17 protein-coding genes are annotated in these 19,651 nt (G+C 53.5%); 8 read left to right on the top strand and 9 right to left on the bottom strand.

The features are described from left to right. Positions 1-27 precede the first annotated feature (27 nt). Genes ispE through B2R29_RS00940 form a run of 3 tightly spaced genes read right to left on the bottom strand, consistent with a single transcriptional unit; the run spans position 28 to position 3,212 of the window. Positions 28-885, bottom strand: coding sequence for a 4-(cytidine 5'-diphospho)-2-C-methyl-D-erythritol kinase (ispE, locus tag B2R29_RS00930; protein ID WP_301179371.1), 858 nt, complete (start codon positions 883-885; stop codon positions 28-30). Beyond that, on the bottom strand, positions 878-1,468 hold the full coding sequence (lolB, locus tag B2R29_RS00935) for a lipoprotein insertase outer membrane protein LolB (RefSeq protein WP_301179372.1): 591 nt from the start codon (positions 1,466-1,468) through the stop codon (positions 878-880). The genes ispE and lolB overlap by 8 nt, the downstream gene beginning before the upstream one ends. 1 nt (position 1,469) lies before the next feature. Continuing rightward, positions 1,470-3,212, bottom strand: coding sequence for a tetratricopeptide repeat protein (locus B2R29_RS00940; protein ID WP_301179373.1), 1,743 nt, complete (start codon positions 3,210-3,212; stop codon positions 1,470-1,472). A gap of 141 nt (positions 3,213-3,353) precedes the next feature. On the opposite strand from B2R29_RS00940, the gene hemA reads away from it, so the two are divergent. From hemA to B2R29_RS00965, 5 genes are all read left to right on the top strand, one after another. Continuing rightward, positions 3,354-4,616, top strand: coding sequence for a glutamyl-tRNA reductase (gene hemA / locus B2R29_RS00945; protein WP_301179374.1), 1,263 nt, complete (start codon positions 3,354-3,356; stop codon positions 4,614-4,616). After that, a complete protein-coding gene (prfA, locus tag B2R29_RS00950) occupies positions 4,613-5,698 on the top strand; it encodes a peptide chain release factor 1 (RefSeq protein WP_301179375.1) in 1,086 nt (361 codons plus the stop codon). The genes hemA and prfA overlap by 4 nt, the downstream gene beginning before the upstream one ends. Then, positions 5,695-6,534, top strand: a complete 840-nt coding sequence (gene prmC, locus B2R29_RS00955) for a peptide chain release factor N(5)-glutamine methyltransferase (protein ID WP_301179376.1) — start codon at positions 5,695-5,697, stop codon at positions 6,532-6,534. Before prfA ends, prmC begins: the two co-directional genes overlap by 4 nt. Next, on the top strand, positions 6,531-7,304 hold the full coding sequence (locus B2R29_RS00960; protein ID WP_301179377.1) for a HesA/MoeB/ThiF family protein: 774 nt from the start codon (positions 6,531-6,533) through the stop codon (positions 7,302-7,304). Before prmC ends, B2R29_RS00960 begins: the two co-directional genes overlap by 4 nt. Positions 7,305-7,430: 126 nt before the next feature. Then, a complete protein-coding gene (locus B2R29_RS00965; protein WP_301179378.1) occupies positions 7,431-8,705 on the top strand; it encodes an NAD(P)/FAD-dependent oxidoreductase in 1,275 nt (424 codons plus the stop codon). Positions 8,706-8,810: 105 nt separating this feature from the next. Here the strand turns inward: B2R29_RS00965 and B2R29_RS00970 are convergent, their stop codons facing one another. The 3 genes from B2R29_RS00970 to B2R29_RS00980 all read right to left on the bottom strand — a co-directional run bounded on the left by B2R29_RS00970 (position 8,811) and on the right by B2R29_RS00980 (position 13,361). Then, the gene (locus B2R29_RS00970; protein ID WP_301179379.1) at positions 8,811-10,724 is read right to left on the bottom strand and encodes a phytase; all 1,914 of its coding nucleotides are present in this window, start codon (positions 10,722-10,724) and stop codon (positions 8,811-8,813) included. Positions 10,725-10,853: 129 nt separating this feature from the next. Continuing rightward, the gene (locus tag B2R29_RS00975; RefSeq protein ID WP_301179380.1) at positions 10,854-12,062 is read right to left on the bottom strand and encodes a TonB-dependent receptor domain-containing protein; all 1,209 of its coding nucleotides are present in this window, start codon (positions 12,060-12,062) and stop codon (positions 10,854-10,856) included. A gap of 291 nt (positions 12,063-12,353) precedes the next feature. Continuing rightward, positions 12,354-13,361 (bottom strand): TonB-dependent receptor plug domain-containing protein, encoded by a 1,008-nt coding sequence (locus B2R29_RS00980; protein WP_301179381.1) that lies wholly within the window; start codon positions 13,359-13,361, stop codon positions 12,354-12,356. A gap of 413 nt (positions 13,362-13,774) precedes the next feature. Between B2R29_RS00980 and B2R29_RS00985 the strand changes: the two genes are divergently transcribed. Both B2R29_RS00985 and B2R29_RS00990 read left to right on the top strand, forming a co-directional pair. Continuing rightward, a complete protein-coding gene (locus B2R29_RS00985; protein ID WP_301179382.1) occupies positions 13,775-14,701 on the top strand; it encodes a diguanylate cyclase domain-containing protein in 927 nt (308 codons plus the stop codon). Continuing rightward, positions 14,698-15,891: a helix-turn-helix domain-containing protein gene (locus B2R29_RS00990; protein ID WP_301179383.1), complete on the top strand. Its 1,194-nt coding sequence runs from the start codon at positions 14,698-14,700 to the stop codon at positions 15,889-15,891. Before B2R29_RS00985 ends, B2R29_RS00990 begins: the two co-directional genes overlap by 4 nt. Here B2R29_RS00990 and B2R29_RS00995 read toward each other — a convergent pair. From B2R29_RS00995 to B2R29_RS01005, 3 genes are read right to left on the bottom strand one after another with little or no spacing between them, the layout of a single operon-like run. Continuing rightward, a complete protein-coding gene (locus tag B2R29_RS00995) occupies positions 15,843-16,427 on the bottom strand; it encodes a phosphoheptose isomerase (RefSeq protein ID WP_301179384.1) in 585 nt (194 codons plus the stop codon). The genes B2R29_RS00990 and B2R29_RS00995 overlap by 49 nt on opposite strands. Before the next feature lie 50 nt (positions 16,428-16,477). Continuing rightward, a complete protein-coding gene (locus B2R29_RS01000; protein WP_301179385.1) occupies positions 16,478-16,849 on the bottom strand; it encodes a YraN family protein in 372 nt (123 codons plus the stop codon). A gap of 26 nt (positions 16,850-16,875) precedes the next feature. Further along, positions 16,876-18,717, bottom strand: a complete 1,842-nt coding sequence (locus B2R29_RS01005) for a penicillin-binding protein activator (RefSeq protein ID WP_301179386.1) — start codon at positions 18,715-18,717, stop codon at positions 16,876-16,878. Between B2R29_RS01005 and rsmI the strand changes: the two genes are divergently transcribed. Further along, on the top strand, positions 18,716-19,579 hold the full coding sequence (gene rsmI / locus B2R29_RS01010; RefSeq protein WP_301179387.1) for a 16S rRNA (cytidine(1402)-2'-O)-methyltransferase: 864 nt from the start codon (positions 18,716-18,718) through the stop codon (positions 19,577-19,579). The two genes, B2R29_RS01005 and rsmI, sit on opposite strands and share 2 nt — an antisense overlap. Positions 19,580-19,651: the final 72 nt, after the last annotated feature.

Raw genomic sequence — 19,651 nt, forward strand, 5'->3', positions numbered from 1 at the left:
CCTTACCACTTGGCGACACCCCAGCATTTAAGACGGTCTGAATAATACCTTATGCGTCGTTGAAAGGTTAGTTCCTTTCGCAACAAAGGCCACATACTCAGCCGGTAACTGGTCAGAAACCTGTTTGGCTTCTGTCTCAGAACCGAAGCTTGAAAATATGCAAGCTCCAGTGCCCGTCATCTTAGCAAAGGAAAATTTATTTAGCAAATTCAATGCTTTACCTATTTCTGGGTAGAGCATTGTGACAACTTGCTGGCAGTCATTTCTGCCCCCTTGCCTCAACGCGGTGCGAATATTAATGACCTCTGTATCCCGGGTCAAGCCCTCATGTGTGAAAATTTTACCTGTATCGACATGCACTTGTGGGCAGACCACCAGAAACCAGGGCTCATCCAGCTCTGGTACGGGGGTAAGTACCTCGCCAACACCTTCGGCAAAAGCGGCTTCTCCGCGTATAAACACGGGCACATCGGCGCCCAGAGCGAGCCCCATATCTGCGAGTTCATCCAGATTCAGGTTAAGCTTCCAGAGATGGTTGAGTGCTAGCAGTGTGGTCGCTGCGTCGGAACTGCCACCGCCGAGGCCACCTCCCATGGGTAATACTTTTTTAAGTTGAATATCAGCGCCGGGCGTTTTTCCGGTTGCGTAAGCTTGCAGCAGTCTTGCTGCTTTGATGATCAGGTTGTCTTCGAAAGGAACGTCGTCGATCGCTGGGCTGAGAGTTAACTCGCTATCGTTGCGAACCCGGAACGATAGCTCATCGCCATAATCCAGAAATTGAAACAGCGTCTGAAGATTGTGGTAACCGTCTGCCCGGCGTCCGGTGATATGCAGAAACAGGTTGAGCTTGGCAGGGGCGGGCAGTGTGAGCCAGTTGTCAGTCATGAAGTGTCCACTCACGGATCGAGAAGGTAAAACGGAAGTCATGGCCACTCACTTTAACCAGCCCCGGCAGCCAGTAGCCATTCTGATTTGAATAGCGCTTGTATGTAATGGTCCAGCCGTATTGCTCCATGCGTGAAAGAAGCCCGCTTTCGTCGTACTCAGTGTCAGCGTTGCCGTTCGGGCTGGCCTGTCCTTTTACCCAGTAGCGGATATCTGATACTGGGAAATTCCAGCCCAGGTAGAGCAGCATCAGTTCTTCTGGGGATTCTGCAAAGCGCGGCTCGTCCCAGCCGGGAAGCGTGAGTGCAGCAGAGTCCTTGTCCCCGCTGAGCCTTGTCGCGCCCTGACCAAGCGGCCCGGCGATATAGAGATCAAATTCGCGCTGGTTCTGTTTCCAGTCCATGTAGCCGGTAGCACTGTCATCCGGTGTAATGACCGACATTTTGCCACGGACCTGCCAGTGCTGAACGTCATTCAGGCTGTCCTGCAGAGCGTCGCTGCCACCCTGAGGAAGAAATGACGCACAGCCTGACATCAGCAGAGCTGTGGCTGCAATGAGCAGCCGGGAGATAAAACGAGGCATGTTATAAGTCCGACGGGTCTACACCAAGGCGTTCTAAGGTCTCATTAATGACCTCGCTCTTGGGTTCGAGTTCAAGGCCCTGGGACCAGATGTCGTATGCTGACTCTTTATCACCTGTGGTCCAGTGCCACTCACCCAGATGGGCTGCGATTTCATGATCGTTCATGCGGTTCCAGGCATCGAGCAGCAGGGGGCCTGCCTCATTCAGTTTGCCCTGACGGAAATAGAGCCATCCCAGGCTATCAATGATGGCCGGGTTGTCGGGCTGGAGCGCAATGGCACGTTCAATCAGAGGTTCGGCCTCATCAAAACGGTCGGTTTTATTGGCCAGACTGTAGCCCAATGCATTGAGTGCCTCAGCATGCTCTGGGTTCTTATCAATGATGTAGCGCAGATCACTCTCGAGCAGAGCCATGTTCCCAAGACGTTCGGCCAGCATAGCGCGGGTATAACGCAGGTTGGTGTCTTCGGGTTCGGCCTCCAGGGCAATGGATACGCTCTCGAAGGCCTCCTGCTGGCGTCCGGCCTTGATTAATATGTCGGTCTCGAGACGGCGCAGCTGTCCTGCGTACTGAGGGAATTCAGCGCTGCGCTCCTGCAGGTAACTGGTCGCTGCATCTGTGCCTTGCTCTTGATTGAGCAGTTGCGCCGCGGCAAGTTGCGCAGGCAGAAACTCGCGACTGTCGCCGATCTGGCGGTAGTAACTGATCGCCAGATCGGGATCATTTTCACTGGCGGCGATGCGCCCCAGGTAGTAACTGGCTTCTGATTGCTTGTCGCCGCTGTTCAGCAGTGTGCGCAGCAGCGGTTTGGCTTCGCTGTAATTTTCGAGCTCTTCTTCGAGAAGCGCCAGCGACAGAATGATCTGGTCATCATTGGGGTATTGACGGTTTATGGCAGCGAAGGCATTCCGGGCTTCCCGCACATCTCCCAGTTGCAGGAGCATGCGCGCACGCAGCACGGCGATCTGTTTGTTGTCCGGGTGATCATCCAGCAGCTTATCCAACCAGTCGATAGCTTCATCGACGCGTTGGTTACGAGCAAGAATGCGTGCCTTCTGCACGGCTGCAGGAAGTAACCCTGGCTCAAGTTTCAGGGCCTGATCAATACGCTGGATGGCGGCATCATCCTGACCAAGAGATTGCAGTAGAAGGGCTTGCCCGTACACCAGGTTGCCGCTTTCCGGGTAGGTTTGTGACAGAGCTTCGAGGTCACTGAGCTGATCGCCGCGGACTGTTTCATCGTTAGGCAGCAGGGCGGCTGCGTAGAAATCAAATTGCGCCACGCCCGTCATATCGTAGAAACGGGTGTACAGCTCAAGGCTTTGATCAAACGCCTTACGGCCAAGTGAGACCTGAGCCGCGGCTTGTACTGCACCGGGATCATCTGGTTCGACCTCGAGCCAGATTTCAGAAGCTTCAGCGGCAAACCCTGCAGCACCAATGTACTGAGCAATACGCAGAGCCCGTTCCGCGACGTTAGGGTCGCGGGTTTTACGGGCCTGATCAAGGTAATGAAAGAGTGCAACGTCGTAGCGTTGGCGCTGCCCTGCCATTTCGGCAACCAGCAATGAATACATGGTATTTGCCGGTATGGCTTTGTACTCGACAATTTTTTCCGGAGGCGCAGGAGTGGTCTCCCCGGAAGGCTTTGAATTCAGAGAGGCGCAGGCCGCGGTAACAGCGGTCAGGCCCAGTGTGAGGAGCGTCCGTCCGACGCGCCAGAACTGTTCAGCGTTGGCCATGGTGTGGTTTATCAGCAGATCCGGTATGCAACTATGTCGTTATTTAGGGTTACTTGGACAGGTAAGTCAAAGATTTAGCGGGAAAATTCCCGTATGGCTGTTTATAATCGCGGCTTTTAGGCGAGGAACTCTGGCGGCAGAATGAGTATCTGGGCATTGGGCATTAACCATAAAACCGCTCCTGTAGCTGTTCGCGAACGCGTGGCGTTCGATCCTGCCGGTATGCCTGATGTGTTGAAAAACCTTCGTGCCCTGGACTGTGTCTCCGAAGTCGTTGTTCTATCGACCTGTAACCGCACCGAAATATATTGCACCGCTGACGATCGTTGCCCTGACCTGATTGGCCATTGGCTGGAACAGAATCAGGAAATCGGCCGCAATGATCTTGAAGCTTCTCTCTATTCTCTTGAGAACGACGACGCTGTATCTCACACCATGCGTGTTGCCAGTGGCCTGGACTCGTTGGTACTCGGCGAACCTCAGATTCTCGGCCAGATGAAGTCGGCGTTTGCAGTGGCTCAGGAGGCGGGTACAGTCGGCTCTGAACTTGGCCGGCTGTTCCGTCAGACGTTCTCGATTGCTAAGCGTGTCCGTACGGATACGGCCATCGGACAGAACCCTGTCTCCGTTGCGTTTGCTGCCGTGCGTATGGCCCAGCACATCTTTGCTGATATGAAAAACAGCCGCGCGCTATTAATTGGTGCGGGCGAAACTATCGAACTGGTTGCCCGACATCTGCGTCAGGCGGGTGTTGAGCACCTGACACTGGCAAACCGTACGCTGGCGCGTGCACAGACGCTGGCGCAGGAATTTCACGCAGAGGCGGTGTTGCTGGAAGATATCCCGGTGGTTCTGCCCGATGCTGATATCGTGATTTCATCGACGGCCAGCCCCCTGCCAATCCTTGGCAAAGGGATGGTTGAGAAGGCGCTGAAGAAGCGTCGTCACAAGCCTATGTTTATGGTCGATATTGCAGTGCCGCGCGATATTGAAGCGGAAGTGGGCGAGCTTTCTGACGTATACCTCTACAGCGTTGACGATCTCAGGGATATCATTGAAGAGAACGTCCGCTCACGTGAAGATGCCGCGCAGCAGGCTGAAGAGCTGATCGAAGCTGGCGTTGAACACTACATGCGTGAGCTGAAAGCGCTGGATGCGGTCAGTACATTGACAGACGTGCGCAGTTACGTTGAAACACTGCGAGACGAGCAGCTTGAGAAAGCACTGAAACAGATTCAGAACGGGGGAGACCCCGAAAAAGTTCTGCGCACTTTTGCCCACACGTTCGGCAATAAAATGCTACATAAACCCATGACGGCGCTGCGCCGTGCTGGCGCCGAAGGGCGTCGTGAAGTCCTCGACTGGAGTCGGGAACTGTTCGACCTGGATAACTCAAACGAATGAAACCTTCGATACTGCAAAAACTGGAAAGCCTCAGAGACCGCTATGAAGAGGTTGGACATCTGCTGTCTGACCCGGATGTTATTGGCGATCAGGATAAATTCCGTAATCTTTCTAAGGAATATGCAGAGCTGGAAGAAGTCGCTAAAGCTTACTCAGATTATGAGCAGGCTGTATCAGATCAGGAAGAAGCGGAAGTGCTGGCCAGTGATGACGACCCGGATATGCGCGCCATGGGGCAGGAAGAGCTTGAATCGGCGAAGGTCGCCATTGCTGATCTGGAATCCAGAATCGAAATTCTGTTGCTGCCAAAAGACCCGGACGACAGCCGCAATGTGATTGTCGAAATCCGCGCGGGTACCGGCGGTGATGAGGCCGCCATTTTCTCTGGTGATCTCTATCGTATGTACACCCGCTTTGCTGAAACACAGGGCTGGCGTACCGAAATGATGAGCGCTAACGAGGGTGAACACGGTGGTTTTAAAGAAGTCATCGTGCGTATCAGCGGTACCGATGTGTATTCGCGCCTTAAATTTGAATCCGGTGCGCACCGGGTCCAGCGAGTGCCTGAAACAGAAAGCCAGGGACGTATTCATACGTCGGCCTGTACCGTGGCTGTGATGCCTGAAGTTGAAAGCGAAGACGAAGTCGACATCAATAAGAACGACCTGCGGATTGATACTTTCCGCGCATCCGGTGCCGGTGGTCAGCACGTCAACAAAACCGATTCGGCTATCCGTATTACACACATTCCGACGGGCGTCGTCGTTGAATGTCAGGATGAGCGCTCGCAGCACAAGAACAAGGCTAAGGCCATGGCAATGCTGGCCACTCGTCTGCGTGATGCTCAGCGCGTTGCTGCGCAGGCTGAGCAGGCCGCGACGCGCAAATCACTGGTCGGTTCAGGCGATCGCTCAGAGCGTATCCGCACCTACAACTATCCGCAGGGCCGGGTGACCGATCACCGCATTAACCTGACGCTCTACAAACTGGATGAAATCGTTCAAGGCGAACTGTCGCCCGTGATTGAACCTTTGATTCATGAGCATCAGGCCAATCTGCTCGCTGAAATGGCTGGGCAGTGAAGACAGTTGGCGACTGGCTGGCGTTGGCACAAACGTCATTGAGCGATAGTGATTCTCCTCGTGCGGATGCTGAACTTCTGCTGATGCATGTGTTGGATGTGAATCGCGCCTGGCTTTACACCTGGCCAGAAAAGACGCTGACAGAATCTCAGCAAGATTCACTGGACGCATTACTGGCTCGGCGTATTGAGGGACACCCGATAGCGCACCTGACGGGTGTCAGAGAGTTCTGGTCACTACCGCTCAGAGTTGCGCCTTCGACACTCATTCCAAGGCCGGATACTGAAACTCTGATTGAATGGGTACTGGATCTGGATTTGCCAAAGAGCGCCCGCGTCATTGATCTTGGCACTGGCACGGGCGCGATTGCGCTGGCCATGAAAAGCGAATACCCCTCATGGACAGTAGAAGCTGTTGAGTTTGATGCTGATGCGTGCGCGTTAGCGAACCTTAATGCCTCGCGTCTTGAACTTGATATCCATGTGATTCACGGCAGCTGGTTCGAGCACGTGGCTGGGCGTTTCGACCTGATTGTTTCCAACCCCCCGTATATCGACCCTGAAGACAGTCACCTTTCTGAAGGCGACGTACGCTTTGAACCCGCTTCGGCGCTCGTAGCTGCTCAATCAGGTCTGGCTGACCTGTTTCATATCATTGATCAGGCGCCTGATTACCTGAAACCCGGTGGCTGGCTGTTGCTGGAACATGGGTACGATCAGGCGGATGACGTATGTGACTACTTACGTCAGAAAGGTTTTGATAACGTTCAGAATCGCTGTGATCTGGGCGGCAACCCTCGCATTAGTGGCGGTCAACTGCCGGGAGCCTCTGAATGAACGACCATCAGCTACTGCGTTACAGCCGTCATATACTGCTTCCAGAGATTGATATTGAAGGGCAGGAGGCAATCGCCAGAGCAACGGTTGTTGTGATTGGACTGGGTGGGCTTGGATCGCCGGTGGCGCTTTATCTGGCTGCATCCGGAGTCGGGCACTTGATTCTGGTAGATGACGATCAGGTTGAAATATCGAACCTGCAGCGGCAAGTGATCCATGACACTGAGTCCGTCGGCTTGAGTAAGGTGCAGTCGGCGGCGCAGCGCTGTCAGGCTGTGAACCCTGATGTGAAGGTGTCGACTCATGTACAGCGTGCCGACTATGACTGGTTGCACAAGCAAGCCTGGTTCAATACCGGGTCTGAAGATCAGGGCTTGACCCTTATTGTCGACTGTTCCGATAACGCTGCCGTACGTTACGCAATTAATGATGTGTGTGTGCAAAAGCGCATCCCTTGGGTGTCCGGTGCTGCCGTTGCTTTGAATGGGCAGGTGGCTGTGTTTGATCCGAGCCAGCAGGATGCTCCCTGTTATCGATGTCTCTATCCATCCTTGAAAGATGACGCTCTGACCTGCTCAGAAAATGGCATCTTATCGCCTGTCGTTGGGGTTATAGGTACGATGCAGGTGGTTGAAGTGCTGCGCCTGATCGCTGGGTTTGGCACGCCACAACATGGTTACCTTCGTACCTACGATGCGAGTACAGCAGACTGGCAGCGTTGGAAGGTGCCTGCCAGGCAGAGCTGCTCCTGCCAGAGCGGTTCACGGTAGTTCTCTCTGTTTTTACTGAAATCCTGATGCCGCTTATCAGACCCTCTTCTTATACTTTATTACTATATGGTTATTTTAGAAAATAGGAGTACTCTAAGAAAATAACTATTCTCCGGAGGGACTCTCATGGCACGTGTAGTAATTCTTGGCGCAGGCACCGGCGGTATGGCTGGTTCTTATGAAATTCGTGAGTTGTTGTCTAAAGAACATCAGGTCACAGTGATCAATGAGCGGGAAGATTTCTGGTTTGTCCCTTCTAATCCATGGATTGCTGTTGGTTGGCGTAAGCGCCCGGATACCAGCTTCCCCATCCGTCCTCATCTGGAAAAGAAGGGGATCGAATTCATTGCCCAGGCGGTGACGGCAATCGACCCGGATAAAAACCAGCTGACCCTCGCCGATGGATCAACCGAAGCCTACGATTATCTCGTCATCGCTACCGGCCCCAAGCTGAACTTCGCTGCGGTCGAAGGTGCCGGCCCGCATGGGGGATTCACACAGTCGATCTGTGCGCTCGATCATGCCGAAACCTGCCTTGCTGATGTTGATAAGTTATCGGATGACCCGGGCCATGTGATTGTCGGCGCAATGCCCGGGGCTTCGTGCTTTGGCCCTGCGTATGAGTACGCTTTTATCCTCGATAAGGAACTCCGCAACCGTAAAGTGCGCGATAAAATTCCTATGACCTACGTCACCAGCGAGCCTTATATCGGTCATCTGGGCCTTGGTGGGGTGGGGGATTCGAAATCCATGCTCGAAAGTGAATTACGCAATCGCCATATTAAATGGATCACCAATGCTAAGGTCACTAAGGTCGGCGATGGCGTTATGTACGTTGAAGAATTAAACGACGACGGCTCGCTGAAAAAAGAACATGAGCTGCCATTTAATCACTCCATGATGCTACCGTCGTTCGCGGGTGTTGATCCTGTCGCCGCTGTTGAAGGGCTTTGCAATCCGAAGGGTTTTGTACTGATCGATGAGCATCAGCGCAATCCGAAATGGCGCAATATTTATTCGGCGGGTGTGTGTGTGGCTATCCCTCCGGTAGAAGAGACTCCGGTGCCGACCGGCACGCCAAAAACAGGTTATATGATCGAATCCATGATGACGGCGATTGCGCATAATCTGAAAGCCGACATCGAAGGCGGTGTTGCCGATGCTAAAGGCACGTGGAGTGCGATCTGTCTGGCCGATATGGGTGATACCGGTGCGGCCTTTGTAGCGATTCCTCAGATTCCACCGCGTAATGTTACCTGGTTCAAAAAAGGTAAGTGGGTGCACCTCGCTAAAGTCGCGTTTGAAAAGTACTTTATGCACAAAATGAAAACGGGTTCGTCTGAACCTGTGTTCGAGAAGTACACACTGAAGGCGCTGGGTATTAATCGCTTGAAAGATTAGCGCTGATACGACTTTCTGATGAAATAAAAAAGTCCGGTAGACAACACAGTTGCCACCGGGCTTTTTTAGTTTCTTTAGTGATTCTGGCTTTAAGTGTTCGGGAACTCAGAGACCGAGTTCACGCGCGATGTCAGACCAGCTCACCAGTTTAAAATTCTGGTACTGTGCAGGCATGACATTACGACCGTCCTGAACTACAAGTAAACCCTCAGGATAGGCGCTGCCGAGTGCCGTCGAGGTCACGTCGAGCCCGTCAGTTTCAGATGCGCCATCGATGCCCGCTTTTGAGTTCATGCCGATGTTAAACCGGCCAACATAGGTGTAGGGCGCTTCGCTCGAGTAGAGCACGTAGCTGTCATCGCCCTGACTACTGACCACCAAATAACTTGTTTTATCACCGTGATAAATCGACATGCCTTCGACATCGGCAACGAGGTTGTCATCGACTTCGATGATCAAGTCTGGCTCAGGAGCATTATCTTCAGTGATGGAGGTCAGCCAGACACCCGCAGCTTCTTCGCCGACAAAAAGCCGATTATTTTTATCGTCTGCAACACAGCCTTCTGGTTGAGAAGGAAGTGCGAACTCCCTTACGAGTTCTGCGGTCCACGTATTTTTTTCAGAAATAACTTTATACTGCTCGTAGCGGCCGTCCTGATCATTGATAAATACGTAAGTGCCCTGATTTGTCTGAGCCATACACAGGCCATAGACATCATCCAGTTGCGTCGCAACATCATTTACCCATGAGACATATCCTGAATTTTGATCAATAGCAAACAGGCTGATGGCTTTCAGGTCCCGGTGACTGGCTGCCGCGATATCCACAACACGTCCGGCAAGTTCCAGATTGTAGCGGACGTCGATATTATTAAGTCGGCCATTATCCAGTCGCTGCATTAATTGGCCAGACAGGTCGTAAATATCCAGACCGTATTGCTTATCCGTACCGATGATCAGGCTTGCCTCAGCGCTGTTGCTGTTGACCCAGATAGCGGGATCATCGGCAGCATCGCCTGCAGAAATAACAGGTGATGTTTCAGCGGTTGGAGTAACCGTAACAGGCGCTTCGACATTAATAGGTGAGAGACCGGAGACCGGAAGCGTGCCTTGATAAAGCTCACCGGAGGCATCATCGAAAGCTGAGAAATGCACGTCATCTCCCCAAGCCCAGGCACGGAAGGTTTCTATTTCGAAACCGTCGTTCAGTACCCAGTGCTGTGATTCGACAGCGTGCGGTGTAGTGCTGCTGTCTGGCCCGACTGTGTAGCTGCTGATATAACGGTCGCCAGTGCTGGCCACAATGAGTTGATTGCCTACGATGGACAGTGCGCCAGCGTTTTCCGGAAGTTCGCCGTAAGGCGCTACGAGGTCGACGACTTTGCGCTCATAGGGTGCTTCAGCCGATGCGGAATAAGCCCAGACACCCATATTCTCTTCACTGACATACAGTGTGTTCAGGGCATCGCTGACGACGCAGTTTTCTGTTTCTGGCGGCAGTGGCAATGTACGGATTTCTGTCAGCACATTCTTGTTGTCTATATCCAGTACGTACTGACGCGCGAGGTGGTCGTCGCCAAGAATAAAAAGCTGTGTGATTTGTTCGTTCGGCTGGTAAAGACACAACCCCTCAACGGCATATGATAATGGCTGGGAGGTAACGGTCTGCTGCTTACCGAGATGGTGAGCGACGACAGTTTTGTTGCCGTCGTTAATGGTTACGATCAGCTCATCGCGTTGATCACCGTACTCGGCACGGAAGCTCCCGGCGACGCTTTTATCGTTAATGGTCAGGCCATTGTTGCTGGTGGCGAGAACCCAGCGCTGGAATTTTTCCCCAGCAATCTGCCAACCGGTTTCAGAGGTGATGCCTGTTGCGATAGTAGTGAGGATGTCGGGGGCAGCATCGTGTTCAGATGACTCTGAGTAACTTGCGCAGCCGCTCAGCAGAGCAGTACTTAGTGCAGTAGCTATCGCTGTCATGGACAGTATCTGCAGCTTCGTTTGGTGTTCTTTCATGGTTTATCCATATCAGGTATTCAGAAAACAGGTACCGGCCTGTATCAGCTTTTGCCTATATAAGCCTGGGTCGGTACCTGTTCCGCGCCATAGGTGACGCGGTGACGAAAAGCGTTTTTCGATAAGCGATCAGAAGTTGGTGAAGCGTACACCCAGACGATAGGTCGGACCGTAGTCTTCGTACTGAGCGTTATAGCGTTCTTTGTTCTGATAGCTGTAGTACGGCTCGTCAGTCAGGTTGGCGATTTCAAAGGTCACCTTGAGGTTGTCTGTCGCGTTGTAGGCTGCGTTCAGATCCATCTGTGTCTGGCTGCTTTGATAAACGTCGGACAGGTCGTTCTCCAGGCTATTCACTTCCGCCAGATACTCTGACTTGTAGTTAGTCGCCAGACGTACGCTGTAGACATCATTCTCGTAACCCACGATAAAGTTACCTGTGACGTCAGACTGGTTTGGCAGCTGAATATCGCGCTCGGTCAGTTCGCCATCCACAAAGCCACTGACGGTGGCATCGCTGGAAGTGAAGGTTGCGTTGGCGCTCATCAGAAGGCCGTTGAACGGCGCAGGCAGGCTGCTGAACTGGTGAGAAAATGCCAGCTCAAGACCTTTAAGATCCGCGTTGTCACCATTCTGGAAGGTGATGACTTCATCGTAATCTTCATAGCCAGCCGAACCAGCGATGTCTGATTCATAGATAAAGTTGCTGATGTCTTTGTAGAACAGAGCCGCAGAGACGACGCTGGTCGATCCCATGTAGTGAGAAACACCCAGGTCAAAGTTGGCTGACTCAAGCGCATCCAGCTCAGGATTGCCCATTTCCGCTTCTTCACCGTCGTCAGTGAAGTTAGGGCTCATCTGTTCAAAGGTCGGACGAACGACGGCATTGGTCCAGGCGGCACGCATCTGGGTCGAACGATTAATATTCCAGCGCGTCAGGAGTGCTGGCAGTGTGTGGCTGTAATCGTTGTCGGTATCCGTGCGGATCAGCTCATCGTCGGTGGTCAGAGCGTTACCTTTGAGTTCGGTATCGGTCATTTCGTGGCGCACACCAGCAATGACATGCAGGTCATTGGTCACATCCATGCTGCCCATCAGGTACGCTGCTGTGATGTTTTCGTTGATGCTGTAATCGGCCAGTGTTGATTCTTCTTCATCGTAGGCGCCATCGCGATCAAGTCCTGACATCAGGCTACGAACAGAGTCTTTGTTGATTCCCGGACCAAACTGACCCAGAGAGTAATCCCGGTCGCTGGCGGCATAGTCTGCCATGCTGGTGGAGGCTGCACCGAAGTCTTCGTAAATCCATACATCGCCGTCCTGAGTCTTACGGCGTTTCACGGCTTTTGCACCACCTTTAATGGTCGCGAAGCGTTCGTTAATCAGCAGGTCACGGGAGATATCCAGCTGCGCCTGACGCTGAATGTCTTCGGTCAGATTGCTCTCAGATTCAATTTCAGTGAGTTCAAACAGTGCAGGATCATAGAAAGCGGCCGGGCCACTGACAAGAGGGCGACGGCTGTTACCGAACGACAGGCCGGTGATGTCATCGCTGCTTTCAAAAACCGCGCCGGCAATGCCATCAGGCTCGTCTTCTGAAGCCTTGCTGGCACCCAGTTTATATTCAACGATCTAGTCACCGAAGAAATGCTCCCCGCCGAACACAGACGACATAATCGTTTGTGTTTCTTCACGGTCTTTGAGTTCACGGGCAACGGCACCGTCGATCTCTGTGCCAGCGGTGACACCTTCTGAGAATTCGCTGATCACCGCCAGACGTTGTTCTTCATCTGAGAAGCGGCTGTAAAGATTGTTCATATAAAAACGATGATCTTTGTTCAGTTCCAGCTCAAGGTTCAGTGCTGCACCGATGCGCTCACGATTGATGCTGTACTCGCGCATTTCAATTTCATCCAGTACCGCTGGGTCTTCTTCAAGATCCCAGCCACCGCCGGTTTCCACGTTATCAGAACCGAAGTCGCGGTCATCCCAGCTCAGAGCCAGAGCGACTCCTAAACGTTTTTCACCGTCAAGTTCGAAGGCATTGCCCGCAGACACTGCGAGAGACGGGTTGGTGTTCTCGCTCTGCTCATCGTAGGCCGCTTCCGCTTTTGCCGTGGCAAAGGCGCCTTCTTTATCGAGGGCAGAAATACTTTTAATGTCGACGGTGCCGCCAATCGCATTGGCGTCCATATCAGGCGTGAGTGTTTTCGTTACTGTCAGTGAGCTGAGCAGCGTCGACGGAATCACATCCAGCGCTACGGCACGGCTGCCAGCCTCCGGAGCCGGCACCTGAACGCCGTTGACGGTTACCGCATTCAGTTCTGCGCCAACACCACGAATACGTACGAAACGACCTTCACCCTGATCGCGCTCGATGGATAAACCAGGAATACGTTGCAAGGCTTCGGCAGCGTTGGCGTCGGGCAGTTCACCAATGGCATCGGCATCAACCGCACTGATGGTGTTGTCGGCAAAACGTTCGCGTTCCAGGGCGCGTTGCATCCGTGCAGCCTGACCAGTCACGACGATTTCGTCGTTGGCTACAGGGTCTGCGTTGGTGTTGCTCTGATCAGCCATTGCCTGGCCACTGCTGAGAAGTGCAATGGCTGCAACGAGAGGTGCAGTACGAAATGTCATGATATTGCTCCGTTCATGATTTTTTTGAGTTGTGCATGAGTTGCGCAGACCCTAAAAATCGAATGTTACAGTCGCGTGACTGACCTTCTGGCCGAACGAGTGAAATCATTAAAACCGTGCGATTTTTAGTGGCGTTCGAGCTTTTATGACCAGAGAGAAGGGGGAGTTCAGGGGCGGTATTTACTGGGTTTGACGGTACAGGCGTTAACGTCTGGCGCCACAGGCGCAATATTCCTTCGCGAGGGACTAATCCGTGTGAGCTGATCTGACCCCCGACGTTCTGTCATATTGGGCTGTCACACTTCATAGCTTTTTACGGCGCCCTGATTAAGGCCCCTGGTTATGGCCCCTGGTTATGGCCCTTGGTTATGGCCTCTAGTTACGAGGCTGCCGAAGAGTTTTGAGAATCATTGATGAATTCACTGCTGCGATTACATACCCGAAAGTTATTTCTTGTCGGTTCAATGGCAATGCTTCTGACCGGCCTGTCGGCTGGATTAGGTGACTATAAAGGGTTTGCTGCGATTGATTGGGTTGATGTTGTTGGCGAAGGATCGACCGCGTTGGCCCTTCTTGTGTGGTTGCTGATGGTGTTGCGCAGTCGCCCGGCTGGGCGTGTCACTAACCTGCTGATGCTGGGCTTAGGCTTTATGTTTCTGGCGATGTGGCAGGACACACTGGATGAGTTCTTTGCGTTTGCCAGCACGCAGGCATGGGAAGCTACGGTAGAAGGCTCGGTGGAATCTGTACTGATGCCGATGGGGCTCGGGCTTCTGACCTACGGCTTGTGGCATTGGCACAAAGAACAATTAAGTATTCGCGCCCAGTTGCTGAAACGAGAGCAGGTATTCCGGGATCACCTCTGGTTGGATGGTTTAAGTCAGGTGGCGCGATACGAGCAGATCGAAGCCACTCTTAATTCTGACTGGGAAGATGAGCACGCTCACCAAGTGGCTTTGGTCGTCGAGCTGCATGATTTTCATCTTTTCGAGCGGCGCTACGGCTATAGTGAGGCGGACCGACTACTGCGCGAGACCGGTGAATATCTGATCCTGAATCTGCGTGAGAAGGACCTCATCTGCCGTGTAGCAAGAGACCGCCTGATCATCCTGATGCCGTATACGCGGCCGTCTCAGGCGCGTGAACTGGCCGTCAATTTAAGGTCGGCTGTTGCCCACTTCTGTTTCCATCTGTCTGGTACAGACCAAAGGGTCGAACAGGTGTTAGACGTGGGCATCGGTGTGCGCCAACCCACGGACGATCCTCAGGCATTGGTGAAGCGAGCTACCGATGCGCTACAGAGTGCGGTGGCAGGAAACGGAATGAGCCTGGTGTCATGACCTCGAAGATCAGGCAGGCGTCATTCTCAGGCAGTCAGCAGCGGCAAACTGGCTGGCTTACCTCTGAGGATAAATATCTTCAGGCCTCTTACCCCATTGCGCAGCTGCTGGACTTGGCGCTGGCTTCTGATGTGCCCCAGCATAAGCTACTGCGAGGTACGGGAATTTTTGTCGAGGATCTTGCCCCGCTTGCTCACGTGCATGTCGATGCCCAATTCCATGGCGGTGTGCGGATGAATATCCGCCAGCTGGCGGTTCTGGCCGACAATATTGCTCATTACCTGCCTAAAGAGGAAATCGCAGCCCGCTGGGGAGCTCGTCTTTGGCCCGGATTTGCAGGGCCTTTCAGCCAGGCACTGGCGATGGCGACTGATCTGGGCGATTTTCTGTGCAGTCTTTATCAGTATCGACACTGGTTAACGCCGGGGCTTGTGCCTTGTTTCAGTGAGCAGAACGGATATCGGATATTGCACTGGCAGAACATGTTTGGACTAAGCCCGCGCGCTGAGATATTGCTGCGTGAAGCCTACATGACGGCGCTGGTGTCCGTTACCCGTGAGCAGTCTCACAAAGATAGTGCTGAGTGGATTTGTTTTATTGGTCAGTGCGATGACTCGCAACTGAGGCGTATGCGTGTTTATTGTGGTGAGCAGACGACTGCGGGAGGCGGGGGCTCTTTTATGGCGATTCCAGAGACGGTGTTATCGGCACCCTGGGCAGCTGGCTCCGCCCGGATTCGGGATATGGCGGTCGCGCAGGCGAATACACTGACGGCAGGTATTCCCGCCGAGTCGTTCACTGAGCAGGTGACTGGTTTTCTGGCGAATACGTTTCCTGAGGTTCCTTCTCTGACGGATACAGCCAGCCGTTTTGGTATCAGTAGCGCGACGCTTAAGCGCTATCTGGCGGTGGACGGTATGCGTTATCAACAGGTCGCGGATCAGCTACGTCTGAGGCACAGCCTGGAGCTTATGCACTTTCAGGGGTTGAGCAACGAGGCGATTGCCGACGCTTTGCGTTTGGGGGATGGTGCAAATTTCCGGCGCAGTTTCCGACGCTGGACGAAACTGTTACCGAGTGATGCCAGAGAGGCGCTGAGCGGCAGGTTGCCACCGCTCATTGCTGATCATTCCTCAGCTGATCATTCTTCACCAAAGAGTGCGCAATCAATCAGGTCACAGAGGCAGTGAATGACGACAAGATGCACTTCCTGAATTCGGGCGGTGACGTCAGACGGTACGCGGATTTCTACGTCCTCTGACGTTAATAGCGAGGTCATGTGTCCGCCATCTTTACCAGACAGTGCCACGACGACCATGTCACGTTCGTGGGCTGCCTGGATAGCCTGAACCACATTGCTTGAGTTACCGCTGGTCGAAATGGCCAATAGCACATCGCCGGGATTCCCGAGGGCACGGATCTGTTTGCTGAATACTTCGTTGTAGCTGTAGTCGTTAGCGATTGAGGTAATCGTTGATGGGTCGGTTGTTAATGCAATGGCCGGGAGGCTGGGGCGTTCACGCTCGAACCGGTTCAGCAGTTCAGAAGAGAAGTGCTGCGCATCGCCAGCAGAACCACCGTTACCGCAGGTCAGAATTTTTCCGCCGCTGATCAGAGCATTGACCATCATTTGTGATGCATGCTCAATGTAGGGTGGCAGCTCTTCAGCGGCGAGTGTTTTGGTTTCGATGCTGGCGCCGAAGTGGCCGATAATACGATCTTGCACAGACTAACTCCCGAATAAACCTGTCGCCATCATAAAGAAAAAGACGCATTTCAGAAAGCGTCAGATATCCACTCAAACACTACGGGGTTACCACTGGCAGAGATCACATCAAAGCGGCAATCAGGCTCGTGGTTTCCGTAGTGCTTCTGAAGGTAATGCAGTGCGGCCCGGCGCAGGCGTCGCTGTTTCTGATACGTGACTGTTTCTGCACCTGAGCCGTGATCTGCAGACTGACGGTAGCGCACTTCGATAAAGACCAGTACTTCACCATCGCGCATGATCAGGTCGATTTCACCACCCTTGATCAGGTAGTTACGACTGACCTTACGCAGTCCTTTTTTTTGCAGAAATTTCTCTGCTTCCAGCTCCACAGCCGAGCCCTTGCTCCGCGTTGTAGGTCTGGTATCTGAGTTAAACCACATAAGCCCTCCATGGCGTATGGTCAGAATCAGTCGTCGGTGGTTTCCGGACTCCTGGTCTCCGATAGTTTTATCGGCTTACCGCTGCGAAAACGCGTACAGTCAGTACTGCGATGAATGCGTCTGGCGTTATCCAGCGTTAATGCACCGGTGTTGCCGTAGATTCGACTCTCCGGGAACGCCTCAAGTTGCTTAACCCGGGCAACGAGACGAAAGGCGTCTGCACCCATCGCATACAGTCGGGTGAATCCACCTTGCCCTCCGGTAACGTCATCGACTTCAGCTTTCAGCGATGTGTCGTGAAGTAGCCAGGGTACATCGCAGAAGTAGATACCATTCAGATCACGGTCTTTGCGTACATCCACTTCGCCAGAGAAAACATGCGACGTTGCATAGACGGGCAGATCACCGGCGAAATTAAAGGCCAGGGTTGGTTTGATCTGGCGTGCCTGCTCAGGGAGGGCGACCATGAACAGCCAATCGGCATCCTGACGGCGTCGAGGTTCAAACTCGACAGGCTCACGCATGAGGCCACGGACGCTGCGATAACGGTTTTTACTGCTATCGACGTTCAGCAAACGACTGATCGCCGGATTGTAGTCCTGTGCGCGACGGGGGTATTGAAGTGTTTCTTCGATTTCTCCACCCAGCTCCAGCCAGCGGGCCTCAAATGCGGCATAAATACGCTCGCCCCAACTGCCTTGAGGAATCATCACCAGAGCGCGGCGATGACCATCCAGCCAGGCTTTTTCCGCAATCTGGATCGCTTCGTCTTCTGCTGCAAGACCAAACTGAAACAGTTCAGCTGGCAGAGTAGAAAACGGCGTTGCCTGTTTGCTGCCATAGTTCAGGGCCAGAGTTGGGAGTGGCAGGGTGGCGCGTTCTTCGAGCTTCTGCACATCCTGCTTATCAAGCGGGCCAACCAACCATTGGCTACCTGATTGAATGGCCTGCGCATAGGCCTGATCGACGGACTCCATGTTGGATGCGTCGATAATGGTTACCGCGGGTGCAGGGTAACCCTTACCCAGTGTTTCGTAGTATGCGGCCATAAAACCGTCGCGTATGGCTTTACCCGAGCTGGCGAGTGCGCCACTCAACGGCAATAACAGTGCGACGCGCTGTGGACGTGATGCCGCCATATCTTCAAGTAACGCAAGTGCGCCGGGCAGTTGAAACGAAGCCGGATGATCCGGGTTCATAAATTGCCACTCTTTGACACCAGCAAGTTGTTCATCGAGCGTTAGTTGGTGGTCGCGGCTGATCGCTGCCAGAGTCAGCCAGGCGCCGAAACGTGTGTCTGGAGCATTTTCAGCGCGTTGCTGCAGCTCTTCAGGCGCCAGGCGCTGAAGGTCGTCCCAGAGCTGGTTGTAGTTTTCTGCTTGCTGTTCACCTTCCAGCACAGCAGAAATAAAGTCGCGTTCCCGGGCGGCAGCCAGGAACTCGCCGTCGGCCTCAAGGATTTGCGCAGATATCAGAGTCGCGCGGTATTCCTGTTGTTGGCTGGCGTAATTCTGCAACATTTCGAACTGCTGCAATTGATAGGCAGCAGCCTCAATATTCGTAGCGCCAATCTGGCTTTCTGCCATCAGCAGGTGCCACTCAGCGCGAGCCGCTGGCGACAGGCTGCTGACATCCAGTTGTTGCAATTGCAGGCAGGCGTTGCCAAACTCGCCGCTCTCGGCCATCTGGCGCACAGCCCGCAGTTGTTGCTCGACCTCCGGGCGAATTTCCGCTTCCGCGGTCGTCGTTTCATCCGGGGTCGTTGCACACCCGGACAGGCCCGCCGCCAGAGTGGCAACAGTCAAAGCTGGAAGCAGTAACTGCGACCAGGTTTTCAGCAAGCGTTTTTCAGATACGGTGTCCCGCATGATTTCTCATCCGACCAAAGCTCAGAGTGGCGTTCTGTACGTCGTCGCCACCCCGATTGGTAATCTGGCAGACCTCAGCGAGCGCGCTGTCAGCGTATTGTCTGAGGTCGATGTAGTAGCCTGCGAGGATACCAGACATACACAGAAATTACTGCAACACCTGGGCCTTCGCAAAGTGATGATGTCGGTTCACGATCACAACGAGCGCGACCGCATTTCACAGATTGCCCAGCACCTGACGGACGGACGCTCGATGGCGTTGGTATCGGATGCTGGCACCCCTTTGATTTCTGATCCGGGCTACCCCCTCGTCCAGGCACTTCGTGAGCAGGGCTTTAACGTCACACCCGTCCCCGGCCCCAGTGCACTGATTACAGCGCTGAGTGCAGCAGGGCTACCGACCGATCGTTTTCTGTTTGAAGGTTTTCTGCCGCATAAGGCGGGTGGTCGTCGTGAGCGCTTGGAACCTCTGGTGAATGAGACGGCAACCCTGGTGTTTTATGAATCGAAACATCGGATTCTTGAGACACTGACCCTGATGGCGGAAGCCTTTGGCGAGAACCGTACTGCGTGTGTAGCTCGCGAACTCACTAAAACGTACGAGAGCTTCTATCACGGCTCTCTGAGATCGGTCCGGGAGCAGCTACTGGCGGATGACGATCAGACAAAAGGAGAATTTGTTGTCATGGTGGCGGGGAATCCTGAGCCAGCCACGGCGACGGCGTTCGATACGGATAAGCTGTTTCGTCTGCTTCTTGCTGAGTTGCCACCTAAAAAGGCCGCTGCGGTGATTGCAGAATTAACCGGTGAAAACAAAAAAGCGCTGTATCAGCGTGCGTTGGAGATTCAGGGCAAGGCCTGAGCAGACAGTCTTTGAAGATTATCTTTACACAAACGAGATAACGCTCGTTCAGTCACTGTGGTTATCATCACA

The sequence above is a fragment of the Thalassolituus sp. UBA3500 genome, assembly GCF_002377545.1.
Classification (GTDB): Bacteria; Pseudomonadota; Gammaproteobacteria; order Pseudomonadales; family Oceanobacteraceae; genus Thalassolituus.